This window comes from Archangium sp. (assembly GCF_036389735.1).
Lineage (GTDB): Bacteria > Myxococcota > Myxococcia > Myxococcales > Myxococcaceae > Archangium.
Window position 1 is genome coordinate 1 of record NZ_DASVWK010000242.1, and the last position, 22,043, is coordinate 22,043.

22 protein-coding genes are annotated in these 22,043 nt (G+C 69.4%); 10 read left to right on the forward strand and 12 right to left on the reverse strand.

Annotated elements, in window-relative coordinates; translation table 11 throughout:
• Positions 1-316: 316 nt before the first annotated feature.
• Positions 317-1,201, reverse strand: a complete 885-nt coding sequence (locus VF794_RS08690; RefSeq protein WP_331108717.1) for an oxidoreductase — start codon at positions 1,199-1,201, stop codon at positions 317-319.
• Between the two features lie 71 nt (positions 1,202-1,272).
• Between VF794_RS08690 and VF794_RS08695 the strand changes: the two genes are divergently transcribed.
• On the forward strand, positions 1,273-2,418 hold the full coding sequence (locus VF794_RS08695) for an RNA methyltransferase (RefSeq protein ID WP_331108718.1): 1,146 nt from the start codon (positions 1,273-1,275) through the stop codon (positions 2,416-2,418).
• Here VF794_RS08695 and VF794_RS08700 read toward each other — a convergent pair.
• The 3 genes from VF794_RS08700 to VF794_RS08710 all read right to left on the reverse strand — a co-directional run bounded on the left by VF794_RS08700 (position 2,401) and on the right by VF794_RS08710 (position 5,502).
• The gene (locus tag VF794_RS08700; RefSeq protein WP_331108719.1) at positions 2,401-4,032 is read right to left on the reverse strand and encodes a sensor histidine kinase; all 1,632 of its coding nucleotides are present in this window, start codon (positions 4,030-4,032) and stop codon (positions 2,401-2,403) included. The two genes, VF794_RS08695 and VF794_RS08700, sit on opposite strands and share 18 nt — an antisense overlap.
• Before the next feature lie 184 nt (positions 4,033-4,216).
• Positions 4,217-5,110 carry a TIGR02266 family protein gene (locus VF794_RS08705; RefSeq protein ID WP_331108720.1) on the reverse strand — a complete coding sequence of 298 codons (894 nt, stop codon included), beginning with the start codon at positions 5,108-5,110 and terminating at the stop codon, positions 4,217-4,219.
• A 20-nt stretch (positions 5,111-5,130) separates the two neighbouring features.
• Positions 5,131-5,502, reverse strand: a complete 372-nt coding sequence (locus tag VF794_RS08710; protein WP_331108721.1) for a response regulator — start codon at positions 5,500-5,502, stop codon at positions 5,131-5,133.
• 144 nt (positions 5,503-5,646) lie between these two features.
• On the opposite strand from VF794_RS08710, the gene VF794_RS08715 reads away from it, so the two are divergent.
• Together VF794_RS08715 and VF794_RS08720 are read left to right on the forward strand one after the other, a co-directional pair.
• Entirely contained in the window at positions 5,647-7,032 is a 1,386-nt protein-coding gene (locus VF794_RS08715) for a M20/M25/M40 family metallo-hydrolase (protein WP_331108722.1), read from the forward strand.
• Positions 7,033-7,045: 13 nt separating this feature from the next.
• On the forward strand, positions 7,046-7,954 hold the full coding sequence (locus VF794_RS08720) for a DUF72 domain-containing protein (RefSeq protein ID WP_331108723.1): 909 nt from the start codon (positions 7,046-7,048) through the stop codon (positions 7,952-7,954).
• Between the two features lie 7 nt (positions 7,955-7,961).
• Here VF794_RS08720 and VF794_RS08725 read toward each other — a convergent pair whose 3' ends face one another.
• Positions 7,962-8,411, reverse strand: coding sequence for a DUF697 domain-containing protein (locus VF794_RS08725; RefSeq protein WP_331108724.1), 450 nt, complete (start codon positions 8,409-8,411; stop codon positions 7,962-7,964).
• 76 nt (positions 8,412-8,487) lie between these two features.
• Positions 8,488-9,651: a small ribosomal subunit Rsm22 family protein gene (locus VF794_RS08730; protein ID WP_331108725.1), complete on the reverse strand. Its 1,164-nt coding sequence runs from the start codon at positions 9,649-9,651 to the stop codon at positions 8,488-8,490.
• A 63-nt stretch (positions 9,652-9,714) separates the two neighbouring features.
• Between VF794_RS08730 and VF794_RS08735 the strand changes: the two genes are divergently transcribed.
• The 3 genes from VF794_RS08735 to VF794_RS08745 are packed head-to-tail and all read left to right on the forward strand — an operon-like array spanning position 9,715 to position 12,309.
• Entirely contained in the window at positions 9,715-10,710 is a 996-nt protein-coding gene (locus VF794_RS08735) for an ATP-binding cassette domain-containing protein (protein ID WP_331108726.1), read from the forward strand.
• Positions 10,707-11,510 (forward strand): ABC transporter permease, encoded by an 804-nt coding sequence (locus VF794_RS08740; RefSeq protein WP_331108727.1) that lies wholly within the window; start codon positions 10,707-10,709, stop codon positions 11,508-11,510. Before VF794_RS08735 ends, VF794_RS08740 begins: the two co-directional genes overlap by 4 nt.
• Before the next feature lie 4 nt (positions 11,511-11,514).
• A complete protein-coding gene (locus tag VF794_RS08745) occupies positions 11,515-12,309 on the forward strand; it encodes an ABC transporter permease (RefSeq protein ID WP_331108728.1) in 795 nt (264 codons plus the stop codon).
• A gap of 6 nt (positions 12,310-12,315) precedes the next feature.
• On the opposite strand, the gene VF794_RS08750 is transcribed toward VF794_RS08745, so the two are convergent.
• Entirely contained in the window at positions 12,316-12,705 is a 390-nt protein-coding gene (locus VF794_RS08750; RefSeq protein WP_331108729.1) for a RidA family protein, read from the reverse strand.
• A 193-nt stretch (positions 12,706-12,898) separates the two neighbouring features.
• Here VF794_RS08750 and VF794_RS08755 point away from each other — a divergent pair, with 193 nt between their 5' ends.
• Positions 12,899-14,518: a peptide chain release factor 3 gene (locus VF794_RS08755; protein WP_331108730.1), complete on the forward strand. Its 1,620-nt coding sequence runs from the start codon at positions 12,899-12,901 to the stop codon at positions 14,516-14,518.
• 40 nt (positions 14,519-14,558) lie between these two features.
• On the opposite strand, the gene VF794_RS08760 is transcribed toward VF794_RS08755, so the two are convergent.
• The 3 genes from VF794_RS08760 to VF794_RS08770 all read right to left on the reverse strand — a co-directional run bounded on the left by VF794_RS08760 (position 14,559) and on the right by VF794_RS08770 (position 16,230).
• Positions 14,559-15,059 carry a hypothetical protein gene (locus VF794_RS08760; RefSeq protein WP_331108731.1) on the reverse strand — a complete coding sequence of 167 codons (501 nt, stop codon included), beginning with the start codon at positions 15,057-15,059 and terminating at the stop codon, positions 14,559-14,561.
• Entirely contained in the window at positions 15,056-15,562 is a 507-nt protein-coding gene (locus VF794_RS08765) for a peptidoglycan-binding protein (RefSeq protein WP_331108732.1), read from the reverse strand. Before VF794_RS08765 ends, VF794_RS08760 begins: the two co-directional genes overlap by 4 nt.
• 122 nt (positions 15,563-15,684) lie before the next feature.
• Positions 15,685-16,230 (reverse strand): hypothetical protein, encoded by a 546-nt coding sequence (locus VF794_RS08770; protein WP_331108733.1) that lies wholly within the window; start codon positions 16,228-16,230, stop codon positions 15,685-15,687.
• Positions 16,231-16,261: 31 nt separating this feature from the next.
• Between VF794_RS08770 and VF794_RS08775 the strand changes: the two genes are divergently transcribed.
• Positions 16,262-17,761 carry a carboxypeptidase M32 gene (locus VF794_RS08775; RefSeq protein ID WP_331108734.1) on the forward strand — a complete coding sequence of 500 codons (1,500 nt, stop codon included), beginning with the start codon at positions 16,262-16,264 and terminating at the stop codon, positions 17,759-17,761.
• Between the two features lie 18 nt (positions 17,762-17,779).
• On the forward strand, positions 17,780-18,748 hold the full coding sequence (locus VF794_RS08780) for an NAD-dependent epimerase/dehydratase family protein (protein ID WP_331108735.1): 969 nt from the start codon (positions 17,780-17,782) through the stop codon (positions 18,746-18,748).
• A gap of 15 nt (positions 18,749-18,763) precedes the next feature.
• On the opposite strand, the gene VF794_RS08785 is transcribed toward VF794_RS08780, so the two are convergent.
• Positions 18,764-19,234 carry a hypothetical protein gene (locus VF794_RS08785; protein WP_331108736.1) on the reverse strand — a complete coding sequence of 157 codons (471 nt, stop codon included), beginning with the start codon at positions 19,232-19,234 and terminating at the stop codon, positions 18,764-18,766.
• 165 nt (positions 19,235-19,399) lie between these two features.
• Here VF794_RS08785 and VF794_RS08790 point away from each other — a divergent pair, with 165 nt between their 5' ends.
• Positions 19,400-21,166 (forward strand): DHA2 family efflux MFS transporter permease subunit, encoded by a 1,767-nt coding sequence (locus tag VF794_RS08790; RefSeq protein WP_331108737.1) that lies wholly within the window; start codon positions 19,400-19,402, stop codon positions 21,164-21,166.
• Position 21,167: 1 nt separating this feature from the next.
• Here VF794_RS08790 and VF794_RS08795 read toward each other — a convergent pair.
• Positions 21,168-22,043, reverse strand: an 876-nt coding sequence (locus VF794_RS08795) for a DUF2339 domain-containing protein (protein ID WP_331108738.1), incomplete at its 5' end; no start/stop codon positions are given.

The following is a 22,043-nucleotide window of genomic DNA, read 5'->3' on the forward strand; positions in this document are numbered from 1 at the left end:
GGCTTCAATGTGTGCCTCGTGGCAAGAGGGCCTCCGTGTGCGCTCGGGTCCATGGCGACGACTGTCGGAAGAACCCATGTTCCAAGGGGCATGTCTGCCGGGTGCTCGAACCCCCACGGCGCCCCTGGGAACTGCGGACGGAATGCAGGCAACTGTGTGACAAAGATTCCCCCTGCCCCGCGGGGACCTTCTGTCACAACTATGAATGCCGCGAACCTTGCGAACCACAGGCTCCAGAGGCCTGCGGTCCAGGGCTGACGTGTGGGCGCCCGAATCCCCTGGACCCCTGGCACTGCATTCCAGGCTGAGGGGCTCGCTACCCGTAGGACTCGCGCTTGATGCGCTTGTCCTCGATGCCGAGGTCATGGAGATGGCCGAGCACCGTCTCCATGAAGCGCGGCGTGGCCGGCGTGCGCGTCTCCAGCGCCTTGCGCCGGTCCCAGGGGGTGATCGCCGGGCCGCACACGTAGATGAGGCACGTGGCCTTGTCGGGGATGAGCTCCTCCAGCAGCGCCTGGCCGATGCGGCCCTTGCGCACGTTGGGGCCGAAGCGCGTCTCGTCCGTCTCGCGGGTGAGGGAGTGCACCACGCGCAGCTTGTCCGGGTGCGCGCGCTCGAGCTCCTCGAAGCTCTCCCGGTAGAGGATGTCGCCCCACGTCTTGTTGGAGTAGATGACGGTGTGGCGCGGCTTGAGGCCCCGGTGCAGGGCGTCCTTGATGATGGAGAAGTTGGGCACGGCGCCGGAGCCGGCGATGACATGGACGAGGTGGTCCGTGCGCTCCTCGATGTCGTCCGGGAGGACATAGGGCCCCATGAAGCCGAGCACCTTCATGCGCGCGCCGGTGAGCCGGCCGTGGACGAGCAGGGGCGAGAGCAGGGGCGGGTACCGGGTGAAGCCGGGGATGTAGTCCTCGTCCTTCACGGTGATGGTCACCAGGGGCTCGTGCGGCGCGGAGGCCAGCGAGTACGAGCGCGCGGGCTCCTTACGCCCCTTGTGCTCCTGGAGGTAGGTGGAGAGCCGACCCAGCACCGGGAACTGGTGCGGGTCGATGTTGATGAACTGGCCGGCGCGGTACTCGGGGCGCTCGGGGCCGAAGTCCAGATACAGGGTGGCGGTGTCGTGCGTCTCCAGGCGCACGTCGGTCACCGTCACCTCGTACTCCTTGGGGCGGTTCCGGGCGGTCGTCACGGCTGCGCTCATGGCCTCCTCCGTACCAGCCCGGTGGACGTTCTTTCGAGGAAAGCATTGCGGCCGGGCCTCGGGCGCGGACAATGCCGCTTCAGGTGACGAACGTCCAACAGAGGGAGCATGTCTTCGTCTCGGCGCTGCCGGGGCTGGAGCCCGCCTTGGAGGCCGAGGCGGATGCCTTGGGCCTCTCGCCCCGGAAGGTGGAGGGCGGGGTGGAGCTCTCGGGCGGCCCAGGGCTGCACCAGGAGGCCAACCTTCGCCTGCGCACGGCGAGCCGGGTGCTGCTGCGGCTGGGGCGCTTCCCCGCGCCGGACGCCGGGGCCCTGGCCAAGGGCCTGGCGGGGCTGCCCCTGGGGCCGGTGTGGGACGGGCGGACGGCACCGAAGCTCTCGGTGACCCTGCACCACGCGCGCCTCAAGGGGCCGGACGCGGTGCTGGGGGCCGCGGCGCGGGCGTGGGGGCTGCCCTCGGTGGGGCGCGCGGGGCCCCTGGACGAGGAGCCCTCCGAGGGCCTCACCCTGCTGGTGCGCCTGGAGGGCGACTCGTGCACGGTGAGCGCGGACACCAGTGGCGAGCCGTTGCACCGGCGCGGCTACCGGCAGGAGGTGAGCCGGGCGCCCCTGCGCGAGACGCTCGCCTCGGGCATCCTGGTGCTGGCCGGGTATGACGGGGTGGAGCCGCTGGTGGACCCGATGTGCGGCTCGGGCACGTTCCTCATCGAGGGGGCGTGGATGTCCCAGCGGCGGGCACCGGGCCTGTCGCGCGCCTTCGCCTTCGAGGGCTTCCCCGGCTTCGACGCGGCGGGCTGGGCCGCGCGCAAGGCCCGGGCGCAGGCGGAGGCCCTGCCGGCGCCGCGCTCGCCGCTCCGGGGCCATGATCTCAACGCGGGGGCGCTGGGCACGGCGCGGCGCAACGCGCGGCGGGCGGGGTTGACGCTCACCCTGGAGCGCCAGGACGTGCGTGCGCTGGCGGCGCCGGCGGGGCTCGGACGCGGGCTGGTGGTGGTGAATCCGCCCTACGGCAAGCGGGTGGGGGAGGCGGAGGACCTGCCGGGGCTCTACCACGCGCTGGGGGCCACGCTGCGGCGGGCCTTCGCCGGCTGGCGCGCGGCACTGCTCGTCCCCGAGGACGCGGGGCTGATTCGCGCGCTGGGCCTGCCCGAGGGGCGCAGCCTGCCGGTGCGCAACGGCGGCCTGCGCTGCCGGCTCCTGCTAACCCCGCTTCCCTGAGGGCGTCGGGGGGAGGGGCCGCGGCTCCACCTCCAGCGGCAGCCGCAGCTCGAAGCGCGCGCCGCCCCCCGGCCGCTCGCCCACGGACACCGTGCCCCCGTGCGCCACCACCACGCGTCGCACCACGGCGAGCCCCAGGCCGGTGCCCGTGGCGCGCGTGGTGAAGAAGGGCTCGAAGATGCGCGGAGCATCCGCCGAGGAGACGCCGGGGCCCTCGTCCTCCACGACGAGCAGGAGGCCCTCCGCGGCGCGTGCCACCGTCACGTGCACCCGGCCTGTCGCGGGCGAGGCCTGCACCGCGTTGCGCACCAGGTTCTCCAGCGCCATCTGGAGCAGCGTCTCGTCCGCGGAGAGCGTGGGCAGGCCCGGCTCCTCCTCCAGGGTCAGGCGCACCTCGCCAAGCTGGCGCCGCTCGTGGAAGAGCTCCAGCGTGCGCCGGGCCAGCTCGCCCGGGTGCAGCGGGCGCGGCCGGGGCTCCAGCGGGCGCACCACGTCCAGCAAGTCGCGCACCATGGCGTCCAGCCGCGTGGCCTCCTCCTCCAACATCTGCACCGCGCTGGTGCCGATGGGGCTCAGCTTGTCGCGCTTGAGCACCGCCACCGCGTTGAGGATGGAGCCCAGGGGGTTGCGCACCTCGTGGGCCACCACGCCCGCGGCCTCGCCGAGCACCGTCAGCCGCTCCTGCGCCACCAGCTCCGCCTGGAGCCGTGACAGCTCGGCCAGCCGCGCGGCGGCCAGCCGGTGGTGGCGCACGTTCTCCAGCGCCCCGCCTACCTGCCGCGCGAAGAGCTCCAACGTGGCCGCGCTCACGGGCGTCAGCGCCTCGCCCTGCACGGAGAGCAGTCCATGGGGCTGCTCCTCCACGTAGATGGGGGCGTCCAGGGCGCGCGGACTGGGGTTCATGCGCTTGAGCATCTCCAGCACCTCCGGGGTGTGGAAGCGCTCCAGTGACAGGAGGAGGTTCTGGTGGAAGGCCGCCTTGCGCCGGGTGAAGACCTCCTCCAGGTGCGGCAGGCTCGCGCGGGGGAAGCGCACCTCGTGGATGGGGCAACCGTAGAGCAGCTCGGCGGTGGCCAGCGCGGCCGGATCCTGCCGAATGGGCCCGTGCACGAGCACGTCCCCTTCCATCAACATCACCGACACGTAGAAGCCCTGGCGGTGGATGGCCTCGACGGCCGTTTCCAACACGGACTGCTCGTCGCGGCAGCGCATCATCTCCCCGGAGGCCACGGCGAGAGCCTCGGTGAGCCGCCGCACGCTGGCCTCGCCCTCGGCGTCCAGCAGCACCCACAGCGAGTCCCCGGTCCGCGGACCCGTGCCCTGGCGCAAGCAGAAGGTGCGCTCCTGGCCTCCCGCCACGCGCACGCGCAGCCACAGCGTGTCGGTCAGGTCCTCCCCGCGCATACGGCTCGCGTGCATCGGCTCCAGCCACGAGCGGTCCGCGGGGGAGAAGCGGGTCAGCAGCTCCAGCATCTGGACGGAGCGCACCTCCTCCAGGCCGATGCCCAGCAGCGTCAGCAGCGCCGGGTTGGCGTGGATGACGTGCTCGCCGCGCACCACCAGTGCCGGCACCGGAAGCCCATCCAAGGCCCGGTACTCCGCCGTGTCGGACACGTCCACCTCCTCCGCAGCCTTCCCAGCGGGATGCAATCACCCCAGGGCTGCTCCGTAGAAGGGAGCGTAGGCCACTTGGGGGAAATGCACATGCGCTTCGCCAGTATGATGGACCGGGACGAGCTGGAGCTGAGGGCGGTGGCGGCGGTCGCGGCCACCTGGTTCTGCCTGACGGCGGTGTTCCTCAGCCAGATGATGTAGGGGCCGCGGCGCGGGGGTTGCGGAGGAACTCGTCGATGAAGCCGCGCTCCTCGGCGCGCAGATCCGCCAGTCCGAGCCCATAGCCGCGCGGCTGCTTGCCGTCGTCCAGCGTGTACTCCCAGATGACGGAGCTGCGCAGCTTGATTTGACGCGGGGGCTGCTCGAAGTTGAGCACCAGGTCCACCCTGGTGCCCAGCTTGAGCGGCTTGTCCGTGGGGATGAAGAGGCCACCGGCCTGGAGGTTGATGATGCGGTGGTCGGTGAAGATGCCCGCGTTGCGCCTGGACACCTTGATGTCCACCTGGAGCCGCTCGTTGCGCGTCATCTGCAGCCCGACGAACTCCTCGGCCGAGTAGGTATAGGCGGGAGCGTGCTGGGCGGCGCGCACCGCGTTGGGTGTCGTCGTCCGGGCGCCGGGCGCGGCGCGCGGGGTGAGCTGGGCCTCCACCTCGCGCATGCGGCGCGCGAGCAACTCGGCGATCTCCGCGTGGGCCGTGCGCAGCTCGGGGTGCGTCTCCGGGGTCAGGTGCTCCGGCGAGTAGCGCTTGGCCAGCCGGAAGAAGGCGCCACGCATCTCCTCCAGCGGGGCGTCCGGCTTCACGCCGAAGACCTGGTGGGCCGGGGCGTTCTGCATGCTGCGCACCAGTTGCCGCAGCCGCTCGGCCTGCTGCTGCTCGACGGCGGGGTTGGACTTGCTGGCCGCCGCGAGCAGATCCTTCACCTCGGTGAAGTTCTCGATGGGCTCCCACGACGAGCCATCGCGCGAGGCGCGGCTGACGGCCTTGAGCCGCCCCGAGCCGACGAGCTCTCGCAGCGACTGGAGCGTCAGGGGTCCCAGGACGCGCCCGAGGGTGTCTCCAATCCAGTAATTCGACATCCGCTCACCTCGTGAGGAATTCAGTGGGCCAGGGCCTGCCGGACGGCCAGGGCGATCTCCAGCGGGTGGAAGGGCTTGCCGACGAAGCCCACGGCCCCGGCGGACATGGCCTGCTCCACCACGGGCTCGGCATCCATGCTGCTGATGATGAGCACCCGCGTATCCGGAGAGGAATCCTTCATGGCGGCCAGCACCTCCAGGCCGCTACGCCGGGGCATGAAGAGATCCAACAGCATCACCGCGGGGCGCTCCCGCGTGGCCACTTCCAGTCCCTCCTGACCATCCGAGGCTTCGAGGAGTCGCACCTCGAGGCCACTCTCCTGGATGGCGTCCTTGAGGAGGTTGCGGACGAACTTGTCGTCGTCGACGAGCAGCAGGGTCGGAGGGGACATGCTCATGAATGATAAGCCAAGGGGCTCGTGAATGCCTGTGGATCCGGAGAACCCGTGCAGGGCTGAACGGGCAGTGAAAGGTGATGGACGTGGAGCCAAAGCGCAAGGCGCGCAGGTGCCTGCTTTCGGAGTAAGTGGGGAAGCATGTCCACCGACAAGGCCCTGAGTCATTTCGACGCGCGGAAGAACAGCTACCTCGAAGATTTGAAGGAACTCGTCCGCATTCCCAGTGTGTCTTTTGACGGTTTCGACCCGGCGCGGGTGCGTGCGAGCGCCGAGGCGACAGCGACACTGTTGAAGTCGCGTGGCTTCGAAAACGTGCGGTTGTTGGAAATCGAAGGCGCACATCCGTACGTGTACGGCGAGGTTTTGAAGGCACCTGGGAAACCCACGCTGCTGCTGTACGCGCACCATGACGTGCAGCCGGCGGGAGACGCGGAGGCGTGGAAGAGCCCACCCTTCGAGCCCCAGGTTCGCGACGGGCGCCTGTTCGGTCGTGGCTCGGCGGACGACAAGGCGGGCATCGTGGTGCACACCTCGGCGGTGGAAGCGTGGCTGAAGGGCGCGGGCCATCTTCCCCTCAACGTGAAGGTCATCATCGAGGGCGAGGAAGAGGTGGGCAGTGAACACCTCGGCGCGTTCCTCCAGAAGCACAAGGCGCTGCTGAAGGCGGACGCCATCGTGCTGACGGACACGACGAACTTCGACACGGGGCTGCCCTCCATCACCACGGCGCTGCGCGGACTGGTGACGGTGGACGTGGAGGTGCGCGCGCTCCGGCAGGCCATTCACTCGGGCATGTGGGGCGGGCCGGTGCCGGACCCCGTGATGGCGCTGTGCCGGATGCTCGCGACGCTGACGAACCCGGACGGCGGCATCGCCATCGAGGGCATCTACGAGAAGGTGCGCCCGCTGAGCGAGGCCGAGCGCAAGAGCATCCAGGCGCTGCCCGGAGACGCGGAATACTTCCAGCAGCAGGCGGGCATGGTGAAGGGCGCACAGCTGCTGGGCGGGCGCCACCCGTGGGAGATGAACTGGCGGCAGCCCGCGCTGGCCATCAACGCCATCCAGGCCAGCAGCCGCAAGGACGCGCGCAACATCATCTGCGACACGGCCTGGGCCCGCGTGGGCATCCGCGTCGTCCCCGACATGGACGCCCAGGACGTACAGCGGCGGCTGGTGGAGCACCTGAAGCGGGTGGTGCCCTGGGGATTGGAGCTTCACATCAAGGCGGACCCTCCGGCGGGCCCGTGGTTCACGGATATTTCACATCCCGCCTTCCAGGCGGCGTTTCGCGCGCTGCGCCTGGGCTACGGCGCGGAGCCGGTGGCCATTGGATGCGGTGCGTCGATTCCCTTCGTGGAGCCGTTCGCCAAGGAGCTGGGCGGGGTGCCGGCACTGCTCATCGGCGTGGAGGACCCGTACACCAACGCGCACTCGGAGAACGAGAGCCTGCACCTGGGCGATTGGGAGAAGGCGGTGCGCAGCGCCATCCACCTCTACGCGGAGCTGGCGAAGGACCTGAAGTAACCCGAGGCCCCACGTGACCGAAGCGGAAGCGGAGCGCCAGCGGATCCTCGAGCGGCGGGCCAAGAGGCAGGCCCGTCGGGACAAGCAACGGGTGGAGAACGTCGGCCGCGCGAAGCGGATGCACGAGGCCCGCCTGGCGTTCGAGCGGGAGCCGGTTGAGCCGAGTGCTTCCTCCAGGAAGACGGCCGGGCCGGAGATTCACGTCGGCTGCTCGGGGTGGTTCTACTGGCACTGGCGGGAGCGCTTCTATCCACCGGGGATGCCGAGCAGCCGGTGGTTCGAGCACTACGCCGGGCAGTTCAAGACGGTGGAGCTCAACGCCCCGTTCTACGCCTGGCCCACGGTGGCGACGGTGAACACGTGGGTTCGGCAGGCGGGGCGGCGCAAGTTCGTCTACACCGTGAAGGTGTCGGAGCTCATCACGCACGTGAAGCGGTTCGTGGGGACCAAGACGCTCGTGCGGGACTTCGGGCACATCGCGGACCTCCTCGGTCCGCGCATGGGGTGCTTCCTGTTCCAGCTCCCGCCCAGCCTCCACTACACGCCGGCCCGGTTGAAGACGATCCTCGCCCAGCTCGATCCGGCGCGGCGCAACGTGGTGGAGTTCCGGCACAAGAGCTGGTGGAACGAGCGGGTGTACGACGCCTTCCGAGAGGCGAAGGTGGCCTTCTGCTCGTGCAGCGGGCCCCGGTTGCCGGACGAGCTGGTGCGCACGGCGGACGACGTGTACGTGCGCTTCCACGGCACGACGCGGTGGTACCGGCACGACTACACGAAGGAGGAACTCGCGGTGTGGGTACAGCGCATCCGCGAGAGTGGGGCGAAGCGCGTCTGGGCGTACTTCAACAATGATCGCGAGGGCTATGCGATCAAGAACGCGCGGGAACTCCTCCGGCGGTTGAAGCGGGGCGAGGCGCCTTGAGTGGGCCCTACTTCTTCGCCGTGTTGCCGAGCTGCGACACCGCGGCCATCACCCAGTCCTTGATGGACGCCGTCTCGAAGGGCGAGGCCTGGCGCTGCGGGTACTTCTTCTCGAAGTAGTTCACCGCGGCGATGCCCATGGCGAAGGCCGTGCCGCCGCTCGCCGCGCCCTTGAGGAGCCACCCGGCGATCGGAATCCACCCCACCGTTTCACCCACCACCGCCGTGGCCGTCTTGCGCGCGATGATGCCCGCGCCCAGCGTGGGGATGAGCGCGAGCGCCTCGCCCAGCGTGAGCTTCTCTCCGTAGATGCCGGCCACGTGGTAGATCATGTAGGCCTCGATGGCCGACGTGACCGCCGTGTGTGCGCCCGGCACGGGAATCGGAATGGCCGCTGCTCCCGCCGCGCGCAGCGCGCTCTCCTCGACCCAGCCTCGTGCCGCCTTGTCCGCGTTCATCCGTGTCCCCCTCGTTCGGGTGGTGCTGTGGACAGTACCTTACCGGATGTAGGGGGACGGGGGTGAACCCGAGGGCTCAGTGGTCCTTGGGCGCGGGGGGGACGCCCTTGCCCGCGTAGGCCACCACCTTCACCTCCGAGGTGTCGTCCAGCCCGAGGCCGTCTCCCTTCGTCTCCGTGTTCGTCACCGAGATGACGTCCCCCCGGTGCAGCTTGAAGAAGCGCTCGTTCTTCTCCGACCGGTGCTTCTCCTGCATCGCCAGTCCCATGCGCCCCTCCGGCCCGCAGCCGATGTAGCGCTGCCGCCCCTTGCCCTCGAGCGACTCGGACACGATGCGGAACAGCCGATCCGGCCTCGGCTCCGGCCAGCCCTCGCCCTTGGGGGCCAGCATCAGGTAGCTCATCTTCAACGACTCCTTGTGCAGCCCCGCCTCCCGGGCGATCTCCTCCACCACCTTGGGCATGGGCCAGTCGCGCTCCGCGTGGCACCAGTCGCTCTCCTTCACCAGCGCCGGGCACGCTCCTCGGAACATGCACGGCGCGCGGATGGCGTAACCCTTCTCCACCATCGCGTCCCGCACCTTCAGCAGCAACCGCGACGTCTCGCGCAGCGCCGGCTCCAGCACCAGCAGGCTCCCACCTGGCTTCACCTGCGCCAGCGCCTGCTCCAGCAGCGCCGCGCGTGGCTTCACCGCCTCGTCCCCCGAGCCGTACAGCTCATTGAGGACATGGCCCATCGTAATCAGGTCGTACTTGCCCTCGGGCGGGGCCGCCTTGCGCGTGGGGTCCCACTCCCGGGTGGCCAGCGCCTCGCCCGCCTCCGCGGCGAGCGACCGGGCGAGCGTCAACGCCGGCTTGCTCCGGTCCGCCGCCGTCACCTCGGAGGCCCCCGCGTCCAGCGCGGCGAAGGCCATCGGGCCCGGGCCGCTCCCCAGGTCCAGCACGCCGCGCGGCCGGTTGGGCAGCTCGCCCAGGGCCTCGCGGGCCTGGGCATAGGAGACCGGCCAGTAGAAGAGCAGGTAGGCACCCAGGAGCCTCGGGTCGTCCATGTACCGGGCCCCGGCCAGCTTCCGGTCGCGCGTCAGCCCGAGGGAGAGCTGCTTCACCCCCGCGCCCACCTCCCGGATTTCCTGGGGCGTCAGGCGGGTCTCCGGGCCGTCCCCCCGGTTCCGGGCGGCGCGCCACACGGCGATGAGCCGGGGAATCCACCGCTCCAGGTCCTTGCCGTATGCGCCACTCATTCCGCCCTGCCTTCCATCCTTGGGGGTCGCCTCTTTCGGGCAACCGCGTTAAACCCTGTCCGAATGATTTCCGTCCGAGACCTGCGCAAGCACTACCAGGTCCACAAGCGCCCGCCCGGCCTCAAGGCCGCCCTCCGGTCCCTCATCCACCGTACCTACACCACCGTGAAGGCCGTGGATGGCATCTCTTTCGAGATCAAACCCGGCGAGCGCGTGGGCTTCCTGGGCCCCAATGGAGCGGGGAAGACCACCACCCTCAAGGTGCTGTCCGGTCTGCTCCACCCCTCCGGCGGCGAGGTGCTGGTGGATGGCCACGTCCCCCGCCACCGCGAGGATGCGTTCCTCAAGAAGATCATGCTGGTGATGGGGCAGAAGCAACAACTGCTGTGGGACCTGCCGCCTTCCGAGACGTTCGAACTCAACCGCGCCATCTACGACGTCCCGCGCGCCCAGTTCAAGCAGACGCTGGACGAGCTGGTGGCGTTGCTGGAGCTGGAGGAACTCATCGGCAAGCCGGCGCGGCAGCTGTCGCTGGGCGAGCGGATGAAGTGCGAGCTGGCGGCGGCGCTCATCCACCGGCCCAAGGTGCTCTTCCTGGACGAGCCCACCATCGGGCTGGACGTGTCCATGCAGGCCACCATGCGGACCTTCATCAAGTCCTACAACGAGCGGCACGGGGCCACGCTCATCCTCACCAGCCACTACATGGACGACGTGGCGGCGCTGTGCCCGCGCGTCATCGTCATCGACAAGGGCCAGCTGTCGTACGACGGGGGTCTGGACGCGCTGGTGCAGCGGGTGCGGCCGGAGAAGCGGGTGGTGCTGCGCCTGAAGCAGCCGGTGGACGCGAGCCTGCTGGCGCCGCTGGGCAAGGTGGTGACGCACGACAACGTCACCGCGGTGCTCCAGGTTCCCCAGGAGGGCGTCAACTCCACCGTGAGCCGGGCGCTCTCCAGTCTGCCGGTGCAGGACCTGACGGTGGAGAACGCTCCCCTGGAGGAGGTCATGAGCGAGCTGTTCGCCGAGACCAAGGCGCGGCGGGGGACGGTGAGCGCATGAGCCTGCGGGGCGCGCTGCGAGCCATGCCCACGCTGCTGCGGGTGGGCGTCTCGGAGGCGGTGGCCTACCGGGCGGAGATGTTCATCTGGGTGCTGTCCACCACCATGCCGTTCATCATGATGGCGCTGTGGACGGCGGTGGCGCGCTCCTCGTCCGTGGGCGGCTACAGCGGCTCGGACTTCGTGCGCTACTTCCTGGCCGCCTTCGTGGTGCGGCAGCTGACGGGGGCGTGGGCGGCCTGGTTGATCAACTACGAGGTGCGTCAGGGCACGCTGGCCATGCGCCTGCTGCGCCCCATCTCGCCGCTGTGGGGCTATGCGGCGGAGAACCTCGGGGCCATGCCCCTGCGGCTGGTGGTGGTGACGCCGGTGGCGATCGCCGCGGTGTACCTGGAGGGCTGGAGCGCGGTGCCCCAGACGGTGTGGGGCTGGGCCTTCTTCCTCGTGGCCCTCGTCGGCGGGTGGCTCATCACCTTCCTGGCCAACGTGGCGCTCGGCACGCTGAGTTTCTACATGGAAAGCAGCACCAAGCTGATGGACGTGTGGATCGCCCTCTTCTTCGTCTTCTCGGGCTACCTGTACCCGGTGGAACTCTTCCCGCCCGCGGTGCGAGGGCTGATCGACTGGCTGCCCTTCCGCTACCAGATCGGCCTGGGGGTGGAGCTGATGACGAACCAGCACGACTTCTGGACGGCCCTGAGGCTGTTGGGACAACAGTGGCTGTGGGTGGGCCTGCTGCTGGTCCTCTCCGTTGGGCTCTGGAAGCGGGGCCTGAAGCGCTTCGCGGCGTTTGGAGGGTAGGGGCATGTTGCGGCGCTACATCCGGCTGCTCGGCGTCCAGCTCCGAGCCTCCAGCCTGCTCGCGATGCAGTATCGCGGGGACTTCCTCATCGAGGGCCTCATCTCCCTCTTCTGGTCGGCCACCTCGCTGGCCCCGCTCTTCGTCGTCTTCCAGAAGGAGGGGCAGCGGATAGAGGGGTGGAGCTTCGGCGAGGCGCTGATCGTCATCGGCTGGTTCACCCTGCTCCAGGGCGTCCTGGAGGGAGCCATCAGCCCCAGCCTCACCGGCGTGGTGGAGCACATCCGCAAGGGGACGTTGGACTTCGTGCTGCTCAAGCCCGCGGACGCGCAGTTCCTGGTGTCCACCACGCGCTTCCTACCCTGGCGGGCCACCAACGCGCTGGCGGCGCTCGCCATCTTCGTCTACGGCTTCCATGTCCTGGGCCGCTCTCCGGCGCCGCTGGGCGTGCTGGCCGCGCTGGTGCTGCTGGGGACGAGCGTGCTGCTGCTCTACTCGCTGTGGATCCTCACGGTGTGCGCGGCCTTCTATGTGGTGAAGGTGGACAACCTGACGTACTTCTTCACGTCCATCTTCGACGCGGCGCGCTGGCCGGCCCCGGTCTTCCGCGGGGCGCTGTCCTTCGTCTTCACCTTCGTGATTCCGCTGGCGGTGATGACCACCTTCCCGGCCGAGGCCATGCTGGGCCGGCTGCCGATGATGTCGCTGGTCTGGGCGGTGGTGGGCTCCATCCTCTTCGCGTTCATCTCGCGCCGGGTGTGGCTGCACGCCATCGGCCACTACACCTCGGCGAGCAGCTGACCCGCGTCACTCGGGGACGATGGCGTCGGCCTCGATCTCCACCAGCATGGCCGGGTCGATGAGCCGGGTGACCTGCACCATGCTGGTGGCGGGGCGGATGGGGCCGAAGACCTCGCCATGGGCCCGGCCCACCTCGTCCCAGCGGGAGATGTCCGTCACGTACATCCGGGTGCGGACCACGTGCTCCAGCCGGGCCCCCAGGGCCTCGAGTGCCGTCTGGATGTTGCGCAGCGACTGGACGGCCTGGGCGTAGGCGTCTCCCTCGCCCACCAGGTTGCCAGAGGCATTGGTGGCGGTGGTGCCGGAGACGGACACGAAGGGCCCCACGCGGACGGCGCGCGAGTAGCCCACGCGGGGTTCCCAGGAGGTCCCCGTGGAGTAGGTGGTGCGCTTCATGGTGGCCTCCGGAGCGGGAAGTGAAGGGACGCCCCTCACCCTAACCCCCTCCCAGAGGAAGAGGGGACCCATACCGGGGGTGTACGGGGGGGCGGGGGAGGGCTCTGTTCACCCGGTAGCTTCCCGGCGGAGCGGCCCTCTCGCATGGAACCCCGCGAAAAAACACACGCCCCGTGATAGTTCCCCTCCCGATATGGCATCGGATCTCCAACAGGAGGTCGCCCGTCGGCGCACCTTCGCGATCATCTCCCACCCGGACGCGGGTAAGACGACTCTTACCGAGAAGCTGCTGCTCTACGGCGGCGCCATCCACCTGGCCGGAAGCGTGAAGGCCCGGCGGGCGAGCCGCCACGCGACGAGCGACTGGATGGAGTTGGAGAAGGAGCGCGGCATCTCCGTGACCTCCTCGGTGCTCCAGTTCCCCTACAAGGGGCACGCGGTGAACCTGCTGGACACCCCGGGCCACCAGGACTTCTCCGAGGACACCTACCGCACGCTCGCGGCCGCCGACGCGGCGGTGATGCTCATCGACGCCGCCAAGGGCGTCGAGCCCCAGACGAAGAAGCTCTTCAAGGTGTGCCGCATGCGTGGCATCCCCATCTTCACCTTCGTCAACAAGCTCGACCGCTGGGGCCGCGCGCCGCTGGAGCTCATGGACGAGCTGGAGCAGGTGCTCGGCATCCGCGCCTACCCGATGAACTGGCCCATTGGCATGGGGCCGGAGTTCCGGGGCGTGTATGACCGGCAGACCAAGGTGGTGCACGTCTTCTCCGCGGAAGGCCGTCACGGCGAATCCGAGGTGGCCGAGCGCTCCGTGTCCATCGACTCGCCCGACATCCTCACGGTGCTGAGCGAGCGCGAGCTGGCCACGCTCAAGGAGGAGATCGAACTGCTGGACATCGGCGGCGACGAGTTCACCGTGGAGAAGGTGGCCACGGGTCAGCTCACGCCCATGTTCTTCGGCAGCGCGATGACGAACTTCGGCGTGCGCCCGTTCCTGGACCACTTCCTGGAGCTGGCGCCGGCGCCCACCTCGCGCCAGACGAAGGACGGGGTGCGCGAGCCCACGCATCCGAAGTTCGCGGGCTTCGTGTTCAAGATTCAAGCGAACATGGACCCGTCGCACCGCGACCGCATCGCGTTCATGCGTGTGGTGTCGGGCCGGTACATCAAGGGGATGAGCGCGTTCCACTCGCGGCTGGGCAAGGAAGTGCGCCTGGCCAAGCCGAGCCAGTTCCTGGCGGCGGAGCGCACGGCCATCGAGGACGCGTGGCCGGGGGACGTCATCGGCCTGTTCGACCCGGGCATGTTCCGCATCGGGGACACGCTCTGCGAGGGCGAGGATCTGCTGTTCGAGAGCGTGCCCCGGTTCAGCCCGGAGTACTTCGCGATCGTCCGCTCGAAGGATCCGCTGCGCCGCAAGCAGATGGAGAAGGGCCTGGAGCAGCTCTCCGAGGAGGGCACGGTGCAGATCTTCCAGCAGCTCGGGATGGGGATGAAGGACCCCATCGTGGGCGTGGTGGGAGCGCTGCAGTTCGAGGTGCTCCAGTACCGGGTCGAGCACGAGTACGGCGCGCGCATCATGCTGGACCGGCTGCCCTTCAGCCCCGCGCGGTGGGTGGTGGGGCCGAACTTCGATCCGAAGAGCTTCGACTGGGAAGGCAACCGGCAGACGGTGCAGGACCGGGACGGGCTGCCGCTGGTGCTCTTCCGGGACGACTGGGCGCTCCAGCATGCCGAGGAGAAGCACCCGGAGCTGAAGTTCCTCTCGGCGGCGCCGCTGCTGCGTCAGCTGGCCGCTACGGGCTCTTGAGCGGACACCACTGTGGAGGAGCGGAGGAGCGCTTCGCGCGCTACTCCGGCTCCGAGTAGGCCTCTTCCAACTCCTCCAAGCTGTCCGCCACGTCCTTTGCAGGGCAGCTTGGCAGGTGGTCCACCAGCTTGAGCACCAGCTCGTCCACCACCTCGAGGCTTACCTCACACAGCTCGTTCTCACCCACCTCGATGAATTCCTTGGGCTTCCAGTCCAGGTAGATCCTGACCCGTCCGGAGCCGCTCTTCTCCAGGATGAGCCGCGCGGCATCGTCTGGATGCTCATAGACCCATTTTTTCTCGGGAGATTCGAGCCAGGGAAATACACCGGACCACGCCAGCGCGAAGTCTACTCCTGGCACGACGAACGATGACTTGCTGAAGTCCCCTGCTGCCGCGGCCTTCGCATCACCAAAGACATTCGATCGGGTATCCGTCCCGAAAAAGACGGCTGTCTGGAAGAGATGGTATCCCACCAGCAAATCATCGGCCTCGGATGAGGTGCTCCGCTTGAGCTCCTCATCGGACAATATGCACTTCATCCACATGGTATCCTCACGGAGCGATAGGGAAGGACGATTGCCAGCGCTCCTTCGTTCTTCTTGATTTTATGGAGGACCGCCCCGGGATCGGGCGGATGGATGCTGACGTACTTCTTGTAGACGAAGCCGGAGCTTCCATCTCCGAGTGTCACGAAGTACCAGTCGCCAGAGAACTCACGGCTCACGAAGACGCGTGTATTGAACGGGAGTCTCTTCTTGATCACGCCTGTTGCGTTGGGCTGAGCGCGAAGATTCACTCCGTCGTCGTTGGACACCCGGCCGAAACTGTAGACCCCCTGGCCCATCTCGAACGGGAAGCCCTTCGGGATGTGGGCGTTGCCAGCGGTCGAAGGAGGGAAAGAGATTGTGTTCAGGGCCGCCCAGGTCGAGGGACCCACAACCCCGTCCGCCACCAGCTTCCGGGTGTTCTGAAACTGTCTGACGGCATTGGCCATGGTCGGTCCGTAGGAACCATCGACGGACCCTTTATAGAGGCCAGCCAACTGGAGGCGGCTCTAGAGGTTGCTCTGCCCTGGAATCGCGAATCGTGTGAGCTCGAACGATACAAAGCCGCATTGAGCGCGATCAAGCGCTCCAGGGAGTGTGACCCTCGACCCCCGGGGCGTTACTTGTACGGCACCACCGTGCCACCGCGGTGGGCCGAGTCGCGCAGTACGAGCTTGCCCTCCTTGTGGAGGCGCGCGGCCTTGGGGCCGACGAAGAAGGCCTTGGGGTCGCCCTTGCGGAAGGTCTTCTTGATGTACTCCTCCACCTCGCGGAACAGGCGGAGGAATTGGTCCGAGGCGGCCTCCTTGCGACCCGTCTGCGGCGTCACCTCGAGCTCGGCCCACATCTGACCGCTGAGCAGCTCGCCCTCCTCGTTGAGCCGGCAGCGCTCGAAGAAGATGACGGGCGAGCGCACCTCGTCGATGCGCCAGTAGCCCTTGTCCGGACCCCGCTTCACCTTGTCCACGATCGCCGGCCCGATGCCGCTGGCCACCAGATAGACGTCCTCCTCGGGCAGGAGGGGGATGTTCGCCTGGGTGGCCCGGAAGGGCTTCCAGTCCTGGGGCACGCGCCGGGGGTACACCTCCAGCTCGAAGCGCTCGAGGTGGCGGAAGAAGGCGACCTCGTCGTCGGGGGACATGAAGAACTGAAGCTGGGTGGCCATGGACGCGCACTTTCAGGCTACAAGGCCAAGGATGCAACCGACCTTCGACGCACTGCTCGTCCGCATGCAGGAGCTCCGGGATCTCGGCGGCCTCATCGGGCTGGCCACGTGGGACCAGGAGACGTACCTCCCCCCGAAGGCGGCCGAGTCCCGGGCCTTCCAGCTCTCCACGGTGCAGGGCATCCACCATGAGCGCCTGGTGGACCCCCGACTGGGCGAGCTGCTCGCCTGGGCCGTCGACAACAAGAGCCTCACGGACGACCAGCGGGCGATGGCGCGGGTGCTGACACACGAGCGGGACCGGGCGGCGAAGGTGCCCAAGAGGCTGGTGCAGGCGCTCGCGGAGGGCCAGAGCCGGGGCCTCATGGCGTGGCGCGAGGCGCGCAAGCAGAACCGCTTCGCCCCCTTCAAGCCCGCGCTGGAGCACATGCTGTCCCTGCGCCGCGAGCAGGCGGATGCGTACGGCCACGGTGGTGAGCGCTATGACGGGCTGCTCGAGGGCTTCGAGCCCGGCATGCGCGTGGCGCGCCTCACCCCGGTGCTCACCGCGCTGCGCGACAACCTCGTGCCGCTGGTGGGGGCCCTCCAGGCCGCGCCGCGCAAGGTGGCGGACCTCTTCGAGGGCCGGCGCTTCGACCTGGACGCGCAGTGGCGCTTCACCCTGCGGCTGCTGGGGGACATGGGCTTCGACCTGGAAGCGGGGCGGCAGGACAAGAGCATCCACCCCTTCTCCAGCGGACAGCACCCCACGGACGTGCGCCTCACCACGGACCTGGAGGAGGGGACGCTGACGGCGCTCTTCAGCTCGCTGCACGAGGGCGGGCACGGCCTGTACGAGCAGGGCTTCTCCGAGGCCCACTACCGCACGCCGCTGGCCAACGCGCCTTCCATGGGCCTGCACGAGTCGCAGTCGCGCATGTGGGAGAACCTGGTGGGGCGGAGCCGGGCCTTCTGGACGCACTACTACCCGGCGCTGCGCGAGGCCTTCCCCGAGGCGCTCGCGGGCGTGGACCTGGACACCTTCCACGCCGCCGTCAACCGCGTCACGCCCTCGCTCATCCGCGTGGAGGCGGACGAGGTGACGTACAACCTGCACATCGTCCTGCGCTACGAGCTGGAGTTGCTGCTCATCCGCGACGAGCTGCCGCTGGACGAGCTGCCCGCGGCGTGGAACGAGCGCATGGAGCGCTACCTGGGCAGCCCCCCGCCGGATGACACGCGGGGCGTGCTCCAGGACATCCACTGGGCCTGGGGCGAGTTCGGCTACTTCCCCACGTACGCGCTGGGCAACCTCTACGCAGCGTCCCTCTACGCCGCCGCGAAGCGCGCCCTGCCCACGCTGGAGGAGGGGATTGCCCGCGGCGAGCTCAAGCCCCTGCGCGACTGGCTGCGCACCCATGTCCACGCCGAGGGCCACCGACGGCCCGCCGAGGAGCTGGTGCGCACGGTGACGGGCCAGGGCCTCACCGACAGGGACTTCCTCGCCTACCTCAAGTCCAAGTACGGCGCGCTCTACGGCGTTTCATTCTGAGCATCTGGAGGGTTTTCAATGCGTGTGTTCGTCACGGGAGGTTCTGGTTTCGTGGGCAGGCGGCTCATCTCGGCGCTCAAGGCGCGGGGCGATGAGGTGCGGGCCCTGGCGCGCTCGGACAAGTCCGTCGAGACGGTGAGGGCCATGGGCGCCGAGCCCGTGAGCGGGGACTTGGACGACGCGGAGGCGCTCCGGCGGGGCATGGAGGGTTGTGACGGCGTCGTTCACGCCGCCGCGCACGTGAAGGCGTGGGGCTCCTCGGAGGAGTTCTTCCGAATCAACGTGGAGGGCACCCAGCGCGTCATCGACGCGGCGCGCGCGGCGAAGGTGAAGGTGCTCGTGCATGTGGGCACCGAGGCCATGTTCGTGGGCGGCAAGCCCATCGTCCAGGCGGACGAGACGTGGACGCGCCCCGAGAAGCCGCTCGGCCTCTACCCGCTGACGAAGGGGCTCGCCGACGAGCGCGTGCTGGCCGCCAACGGGCAGGACGGGCTGCGCACCGTGGTGGTCCGCCCGCGCTTCATCTGGGGCAAGGGGGACCTCACCCTGCTGCCGGAGATGATCGAGAAGGTGCGCACGGGCCAGTTCCGCTGGATTGGCGGCGGGCGCTACCTGACGTCCACCTGCCACGTGGCCAACGTGGTGGAGGGCATCCTGCTCGCCATGGACAAGGGCCGGGGCGGGCAGGCGTACTTCCTCACCGATGGTTCCCCGGTGGAGTTCCGCGCCTTCGTCTCCCAGATGATGGAGACGGCCGGCGTGAAGGCCCCCCAGGGGGAACTGCCCTACGGCGTGGCGAAGCTGGTGGCCTCGGTGGCCGAGACGGCCTGGCGCGTGCTGCCCCTCAAGGGCGAGCCGCCCCTCCACCGCTCCATCCTGCGGCTCATCGGCGAGGAGGTGACGGTCAACGACGCCAAGGCCCGGGCGGAGCTGGGCTACGTGGGCCATATGACGCGCGAGGCCGGGTTCGCCGAGATGCGGAGCTGAGCGGCTCTCCGGGCGCTACGTCCCATCGGCGAGGGGCGGGAGGTCCTCCGAGGTGTCGCCTCGGTGCACGATGATGCCGCGGACGTGGTCCTCCGAGGCGCGCCGGGTCGGCGATGCATGGGGTCTGGCGCCCGTGTGGGGCCGGGCCGGAGCGGGTGGCTCGGGAGCGGCGGGGGCGACCGTCGCCGTGGGGGCGTAGCGGGCCATGCACTCCATGGCCTGTCGGGCCCACGCGGCCGCCGCCTGGGGTCCCGCCATGAACGGGCTCATCCCCATCATCGGATTCATCCCCATCATCGAGGGGAAGCCCATCCAGGAGCCGCTCGCCCTCATCCAGGCCGTCACCAGGGAGGTCCAGCCCGTGGTCAGATCCGCCCACGCGGTGAGGACGGAGGCCCAGGCCTCACCCACCTCCTGCCAGGGAGGCACGCCCTCGCTTCCACTTCCCGGCGGTGCGTTCTGGGGAGAAGGGTTGTCGGTGCGCATGGCTGCTCCTCGGGGCATGGGCTATCCCCTTCGACAGTAAGGACCGTGACACCGGCAGCCAGGGGGCACGGGCTGGTTGGACTCGGAGTTGCCGACGGGCTGGGGTCCTGGCCGCTCGCCTGCTCTCCGGTGCGTTGACCCCCGCGCGGCTGAAGATTGCTCCTCATGGCCGTTTCGTCCGACGCCCTGCCTCACCTCCAGCCCTTCGAGCTGACCCGCCCGCAGAAGGTCCTCACCCTGCTGGGCGTGCTGCTCGGCATGCTGCTGGCCGCGCTCGACCAGACCATCGTGTCCACCGCCGGTCCCGCCATCCAGAGGGACCTGGAGATTCCCGCCTCGCTCTACGCGTGGATCACGACGGCCTATATGGTGGCGTCCACCGTGCTCGTGCCCGTGTACGGCAAGCTCTCGGACGCGTTCGGCCGGAGGCGCATCCTCGTCATCGGCATCGTCATCTTCCTGCTGGGCTCGGCGCTGTGCGGCCTGTCGCGGACGACGCTCCAGCTCATCCTCGCCCGAGCGTTGCAGGGCGTCGGCTCGGCATCGCTCTTCACCAGCGCGTTCGCCATCGTCGCGGACATCTTCCCCGCCTCCGAGCGCGGCAAGTACCAGGGTCTCTTCGGCGCCGTCTTCGGGCTCTCCAGCGTGGTGGGCCCACTCGTGGGCGGCTTCCTGACGGACCACTTGAGCTGGCACTGGGTCTTCTTCGTCAACCTCCCGCTGGGCGCCGTGGCCCTCACCTTCATCCTCACCCGCATGCCTCCGATGCGGCACCCGGGGCGCAAGGCCTCCGTCGACGTCCTGGGCGCGCTCATGCTGGCGATGTTCACCGTGCCGCTGCTCCTCGCGCTGTCCCTGGGCCGCGGCGTCGTCGCCCCGGGCGAGACGGGCTATGCGTGGGGCTCGCCACAGATTGTGGGCATGTTCGCCCTCTCGGTGGTGGGGCTCATCGCCTTCATCGTCGTCGAGCGCAACGTGCAGGAGCCCATCCTCGACCTGGCACTCTTCCGCAACAAGGTGTTCGCCGTGGGCAACGCCGCCGCCTTCGTCAGCGGCGCCGTGTTCCTGGGCGCCATCGTCTTCCTGCCCCTCTTCATGGTGAACGTGGTGGGCCTGTCGGCCACGAGCTCGGGCTTCACCCTCACCCCGCTCACCCTGGGCATCGTCGCGGGCAACATCCTCTCCGGCCAGCTCGTGTCGCGGCTGGGTCGCTACAAGGCCCTCATCCTCGGCTCCCAGCTCGTGCTGACGGTGGCCTTCGGGCTGATGGCCTTCACGCTCTCGCCCACCTCCACCCAGTTGAGTCTCACGCTGAAGATGATCCTCGTGGGCCTGGGGCTCGGCCCGGCCATCCCACTGCTCACCCTGGCCATCCAGAACGGGGTGGCCCCGCACCAGATTGGCGTGGCCACCTCCAGCGCCACCTTCTTCCGCCAGATGGGCTCCACCATCGGCGTGGCCCTCCTGGGCACGGTGTTCGGCGTGGCGCTCTCCTCGTCCATGGCCACGCGCATGGCCGAGGCCACCCGGGACGTGCCCGTGGAGCTCCGCCAACAGCTCGCGCCGCGACAGGCCACGGGCGGACACGCGAGCGAGGAGGGTGGTCCGACGGAGCGCTCCTTCGACGCGGCGGCCCTCAAGGCGCGCCTCGCCGAGGGCTTCACGCGGCAGCGCGAGGCGCTCGCCACCGCGGCCCAGGCGGGAGACCTCGCGGCGAAGGAGCGGCTCACGGGTCTGGAGCAGGCACAGCGCACCGCCGAGGCCACCGTGGACAAGGCGGCCCTGGCCTTCAAGGAGGCCTTCTCCGAGGCCACCCGCGACATCTACCGCATCACGCTCCTCATCGCGGTGCTGGCGTTCCTCGTCACCCTGGCGCTCCCGGAGCTGCCGCTGCGCAAGACCCACGGGCCCCAGCCGCCGGCGCTGGAATAGCTCAGCCCCTCTGCCCGCGCAGCCGGGTGTAGACGTAGGAGACGGCCAGCAGCATCACCCCGAGCAGGATGAAGGTGAGGATGCGCTGGTCCGGCGGCAGCCCCGCCAGGTCCACGAGGAGCAGGCGCCCCAGGGTGAACGCCAGCACGCCGAGGCCGACGAAGCGGTACCAGCGCTCGCGCACGGCGAAGCCCAGGGCGAACAGCCCGAAGGCCGCCACGCCCCAGCCCAGGGTGGTGAGCACGTCGGGCATCAGCTCGCCCACGAGCCACAGCAGCGCGAGCCCCGCGCCCGCCGCGCAGAAGAACTGGAGCGTGTCGCGTCGTCGCCCGTGGAGGGGAGGGGGCAGCCGCGCCGCCTCCACCACCGAGCCCCGCTCGACGAGCGCGAAGCCCACGAAGAGGGTGGCATCCAGCAGCGCGCGTCCCGAGGGCACCTGCCAGGTGGCTCCGAGCGCCACGTAGAGCAGCCCCACGCCCACCGACTGGAGGGCCCCCGCGCCCAGGGCGCGCCCGGCGAGCCCCGCCGTGAGCCCCACCACCGTCCAGGCCCGTACCAGCGCGGTGTCTCCGTACTCCCAGGGCAGGCCGAGGGCGAGCGTGAGGACGCCCGTGGCGAGGAAGGCCTGCATCAGCACGGAGGCCGCGCCCCGCCAGCGGGCCACCGCCGCCCCCACGCCCTGGGCGAGCGCGACGAGCGCGAAGAAGGTGAAGAGGTGCGGCTTGCCCCAGCGCTCCACCTCCAGGGCCCCCAGGGCGAGCATCCCCACCCAGTTGAGCAGCGCGAAGGAGAGGCTCGCGCGCCTGGACAGCTCGCGCGGGTGGACGAGCAGCGCCACCGAGAAGAGCAGGTAGTAGAGCGTCAGGAAGGAGAGGCT

What these genes read in the sequence shown, in the direction of transcription:
- VF794_RS08730 (WP_331108725.1), bottom strand. Translation starts at nt 9,651, where the DNA reads ATGAGTGGCGCATACGGCAAGGACCTGGAGCGGTGGATTCCCCGGCTC.
- VF794_RS08775 (WP_331108734.1), top strand. Translation starts at nt 16,262, where the DNA reads ATGCAACCGACCTTCGACGCACTGCTCGTCCGCATGCAGGAGCTCCGG.
- VF794_RS08790 (WP_331108737.1), top strand. Translation starts at nt 19,400, where the DNA reads ATGGCCGTTTCGTCCGACGCCCTGCCTCACCTCCAGCCCTTCGAGCTG.
- VF794_RS08755 (WP_331108730.1), top strand. Translation starts at nt 12,899, where the DNA reads ATGGCATCGGATCTCCAACAGGAGGTCGCCCGTCGGCGCACCTTCGCG.
- VF794_RS08725 (WP_331108724.1), bottom strand. Translation starts at nt 8,411, where the DNA reads ATGAACGCGGACAAGGCGGCACGAGGCTGGGTCGAGGAGAGCGCGCTG.
- VF794_RS08745 (WP_331108728.1), top strand. Translation starts at nt 11,515, where the DNA reads ATGTTGCGGCGCTACATCCGGCTGCTCGGCGTCCAGCTCCGAGCCTCC.
- VF794_RS08705 (WP_331108720.1), bottom strand. Translation starts at nt 5,110, where the DNA reads ATGTCGAATTACTGGATTGGAGACACCCTCGGGCGCGTCCTGGGACCC.
- VF794_RS08750 (WP_331108729.1), bottom strand. Translation starts at nt 12,705, where the DNA reads ATGAAGCGCACCACCTACTCCACGGGGACCTCCTGGGAACCCCGCGTG.
- VF794_RS08715 (WP_331108722.1), top strand. Translation starts at nt 5,647, where the DNA reads ATGTCCACCGACAAGGCCCTGAGTCATTTCGACGCGCGGAAGAACAGC.
- VF794_RS08695 (WP_331108718.1), top strand. Translation starts at nt 1,273, where the DNA reads ATGCCGCTTCAGGTGACGAACGTCCAACAGAGGGAGCATGTCTTCGTC.
- VF794_RS08760 (WP_331108731.1), bottom strand. Translation starts at nt 15,059, where the DNA reads ATGAAGTGCATATTGTCCGATGAGGAGCTCAAGCGGAGCACCTCATCC.
- VF794_RS08690 (WP_331108717.1), bottom strand. Translation starts at nt 1,201, where the DNA reads ATGAGCGCAGCCGTGACGACCGCCCGGAACCGCCCCAAGGAGTACGAG.
- VF794_RS08735 (WP_331108726.1), top strand. Translation starts at nt 9,715, where the DNA reads ATGATTTCCGTCCGAGACCTGCGCAAGCACTACCAGGTCCACAAGCGC.
- VF794_RS08710 (WP_331108721.1), bottom strand. Translation starts at nt 5,502, where the DNA reads ATGTCCCCTCCGACCCTGCTGCTCGTCGACGACGACAAGTTCGTCCGC.
- VF794_RS08770 (WP_331108733.1), bottom strand. Translation starts at nt 16,230, where the DNA reads ATGGCCACCCAGCTTCAGTTCTTCATGTCCCCCGACGACGAGGTCGCC.
- VF794_RS08740 (WP_331108727.1), top strand. Translation starts at nt 10,707, where the DNA reads ATGAGCCTGCGGGGCGCGCTGCGAGCCATGCCCACGCTGCTGCGGGTG.
- VF794_RS08780 (WP_331108735.1), top strand. Translation starts at nt 17,780, where the DNA reads ATGCGTGTGTTCGTCACGGGAGGTTCTGGTTTCGTGGGCAGGCGGCTC.
- VF794_RS08785 (WP_331108736.1), bottom strand. Translation starts at nt 19,234, where the DNA reads ATGCGCACCGACAACCCTTCTCCCCAGAACGCACCGCCGGGAAGTGGA.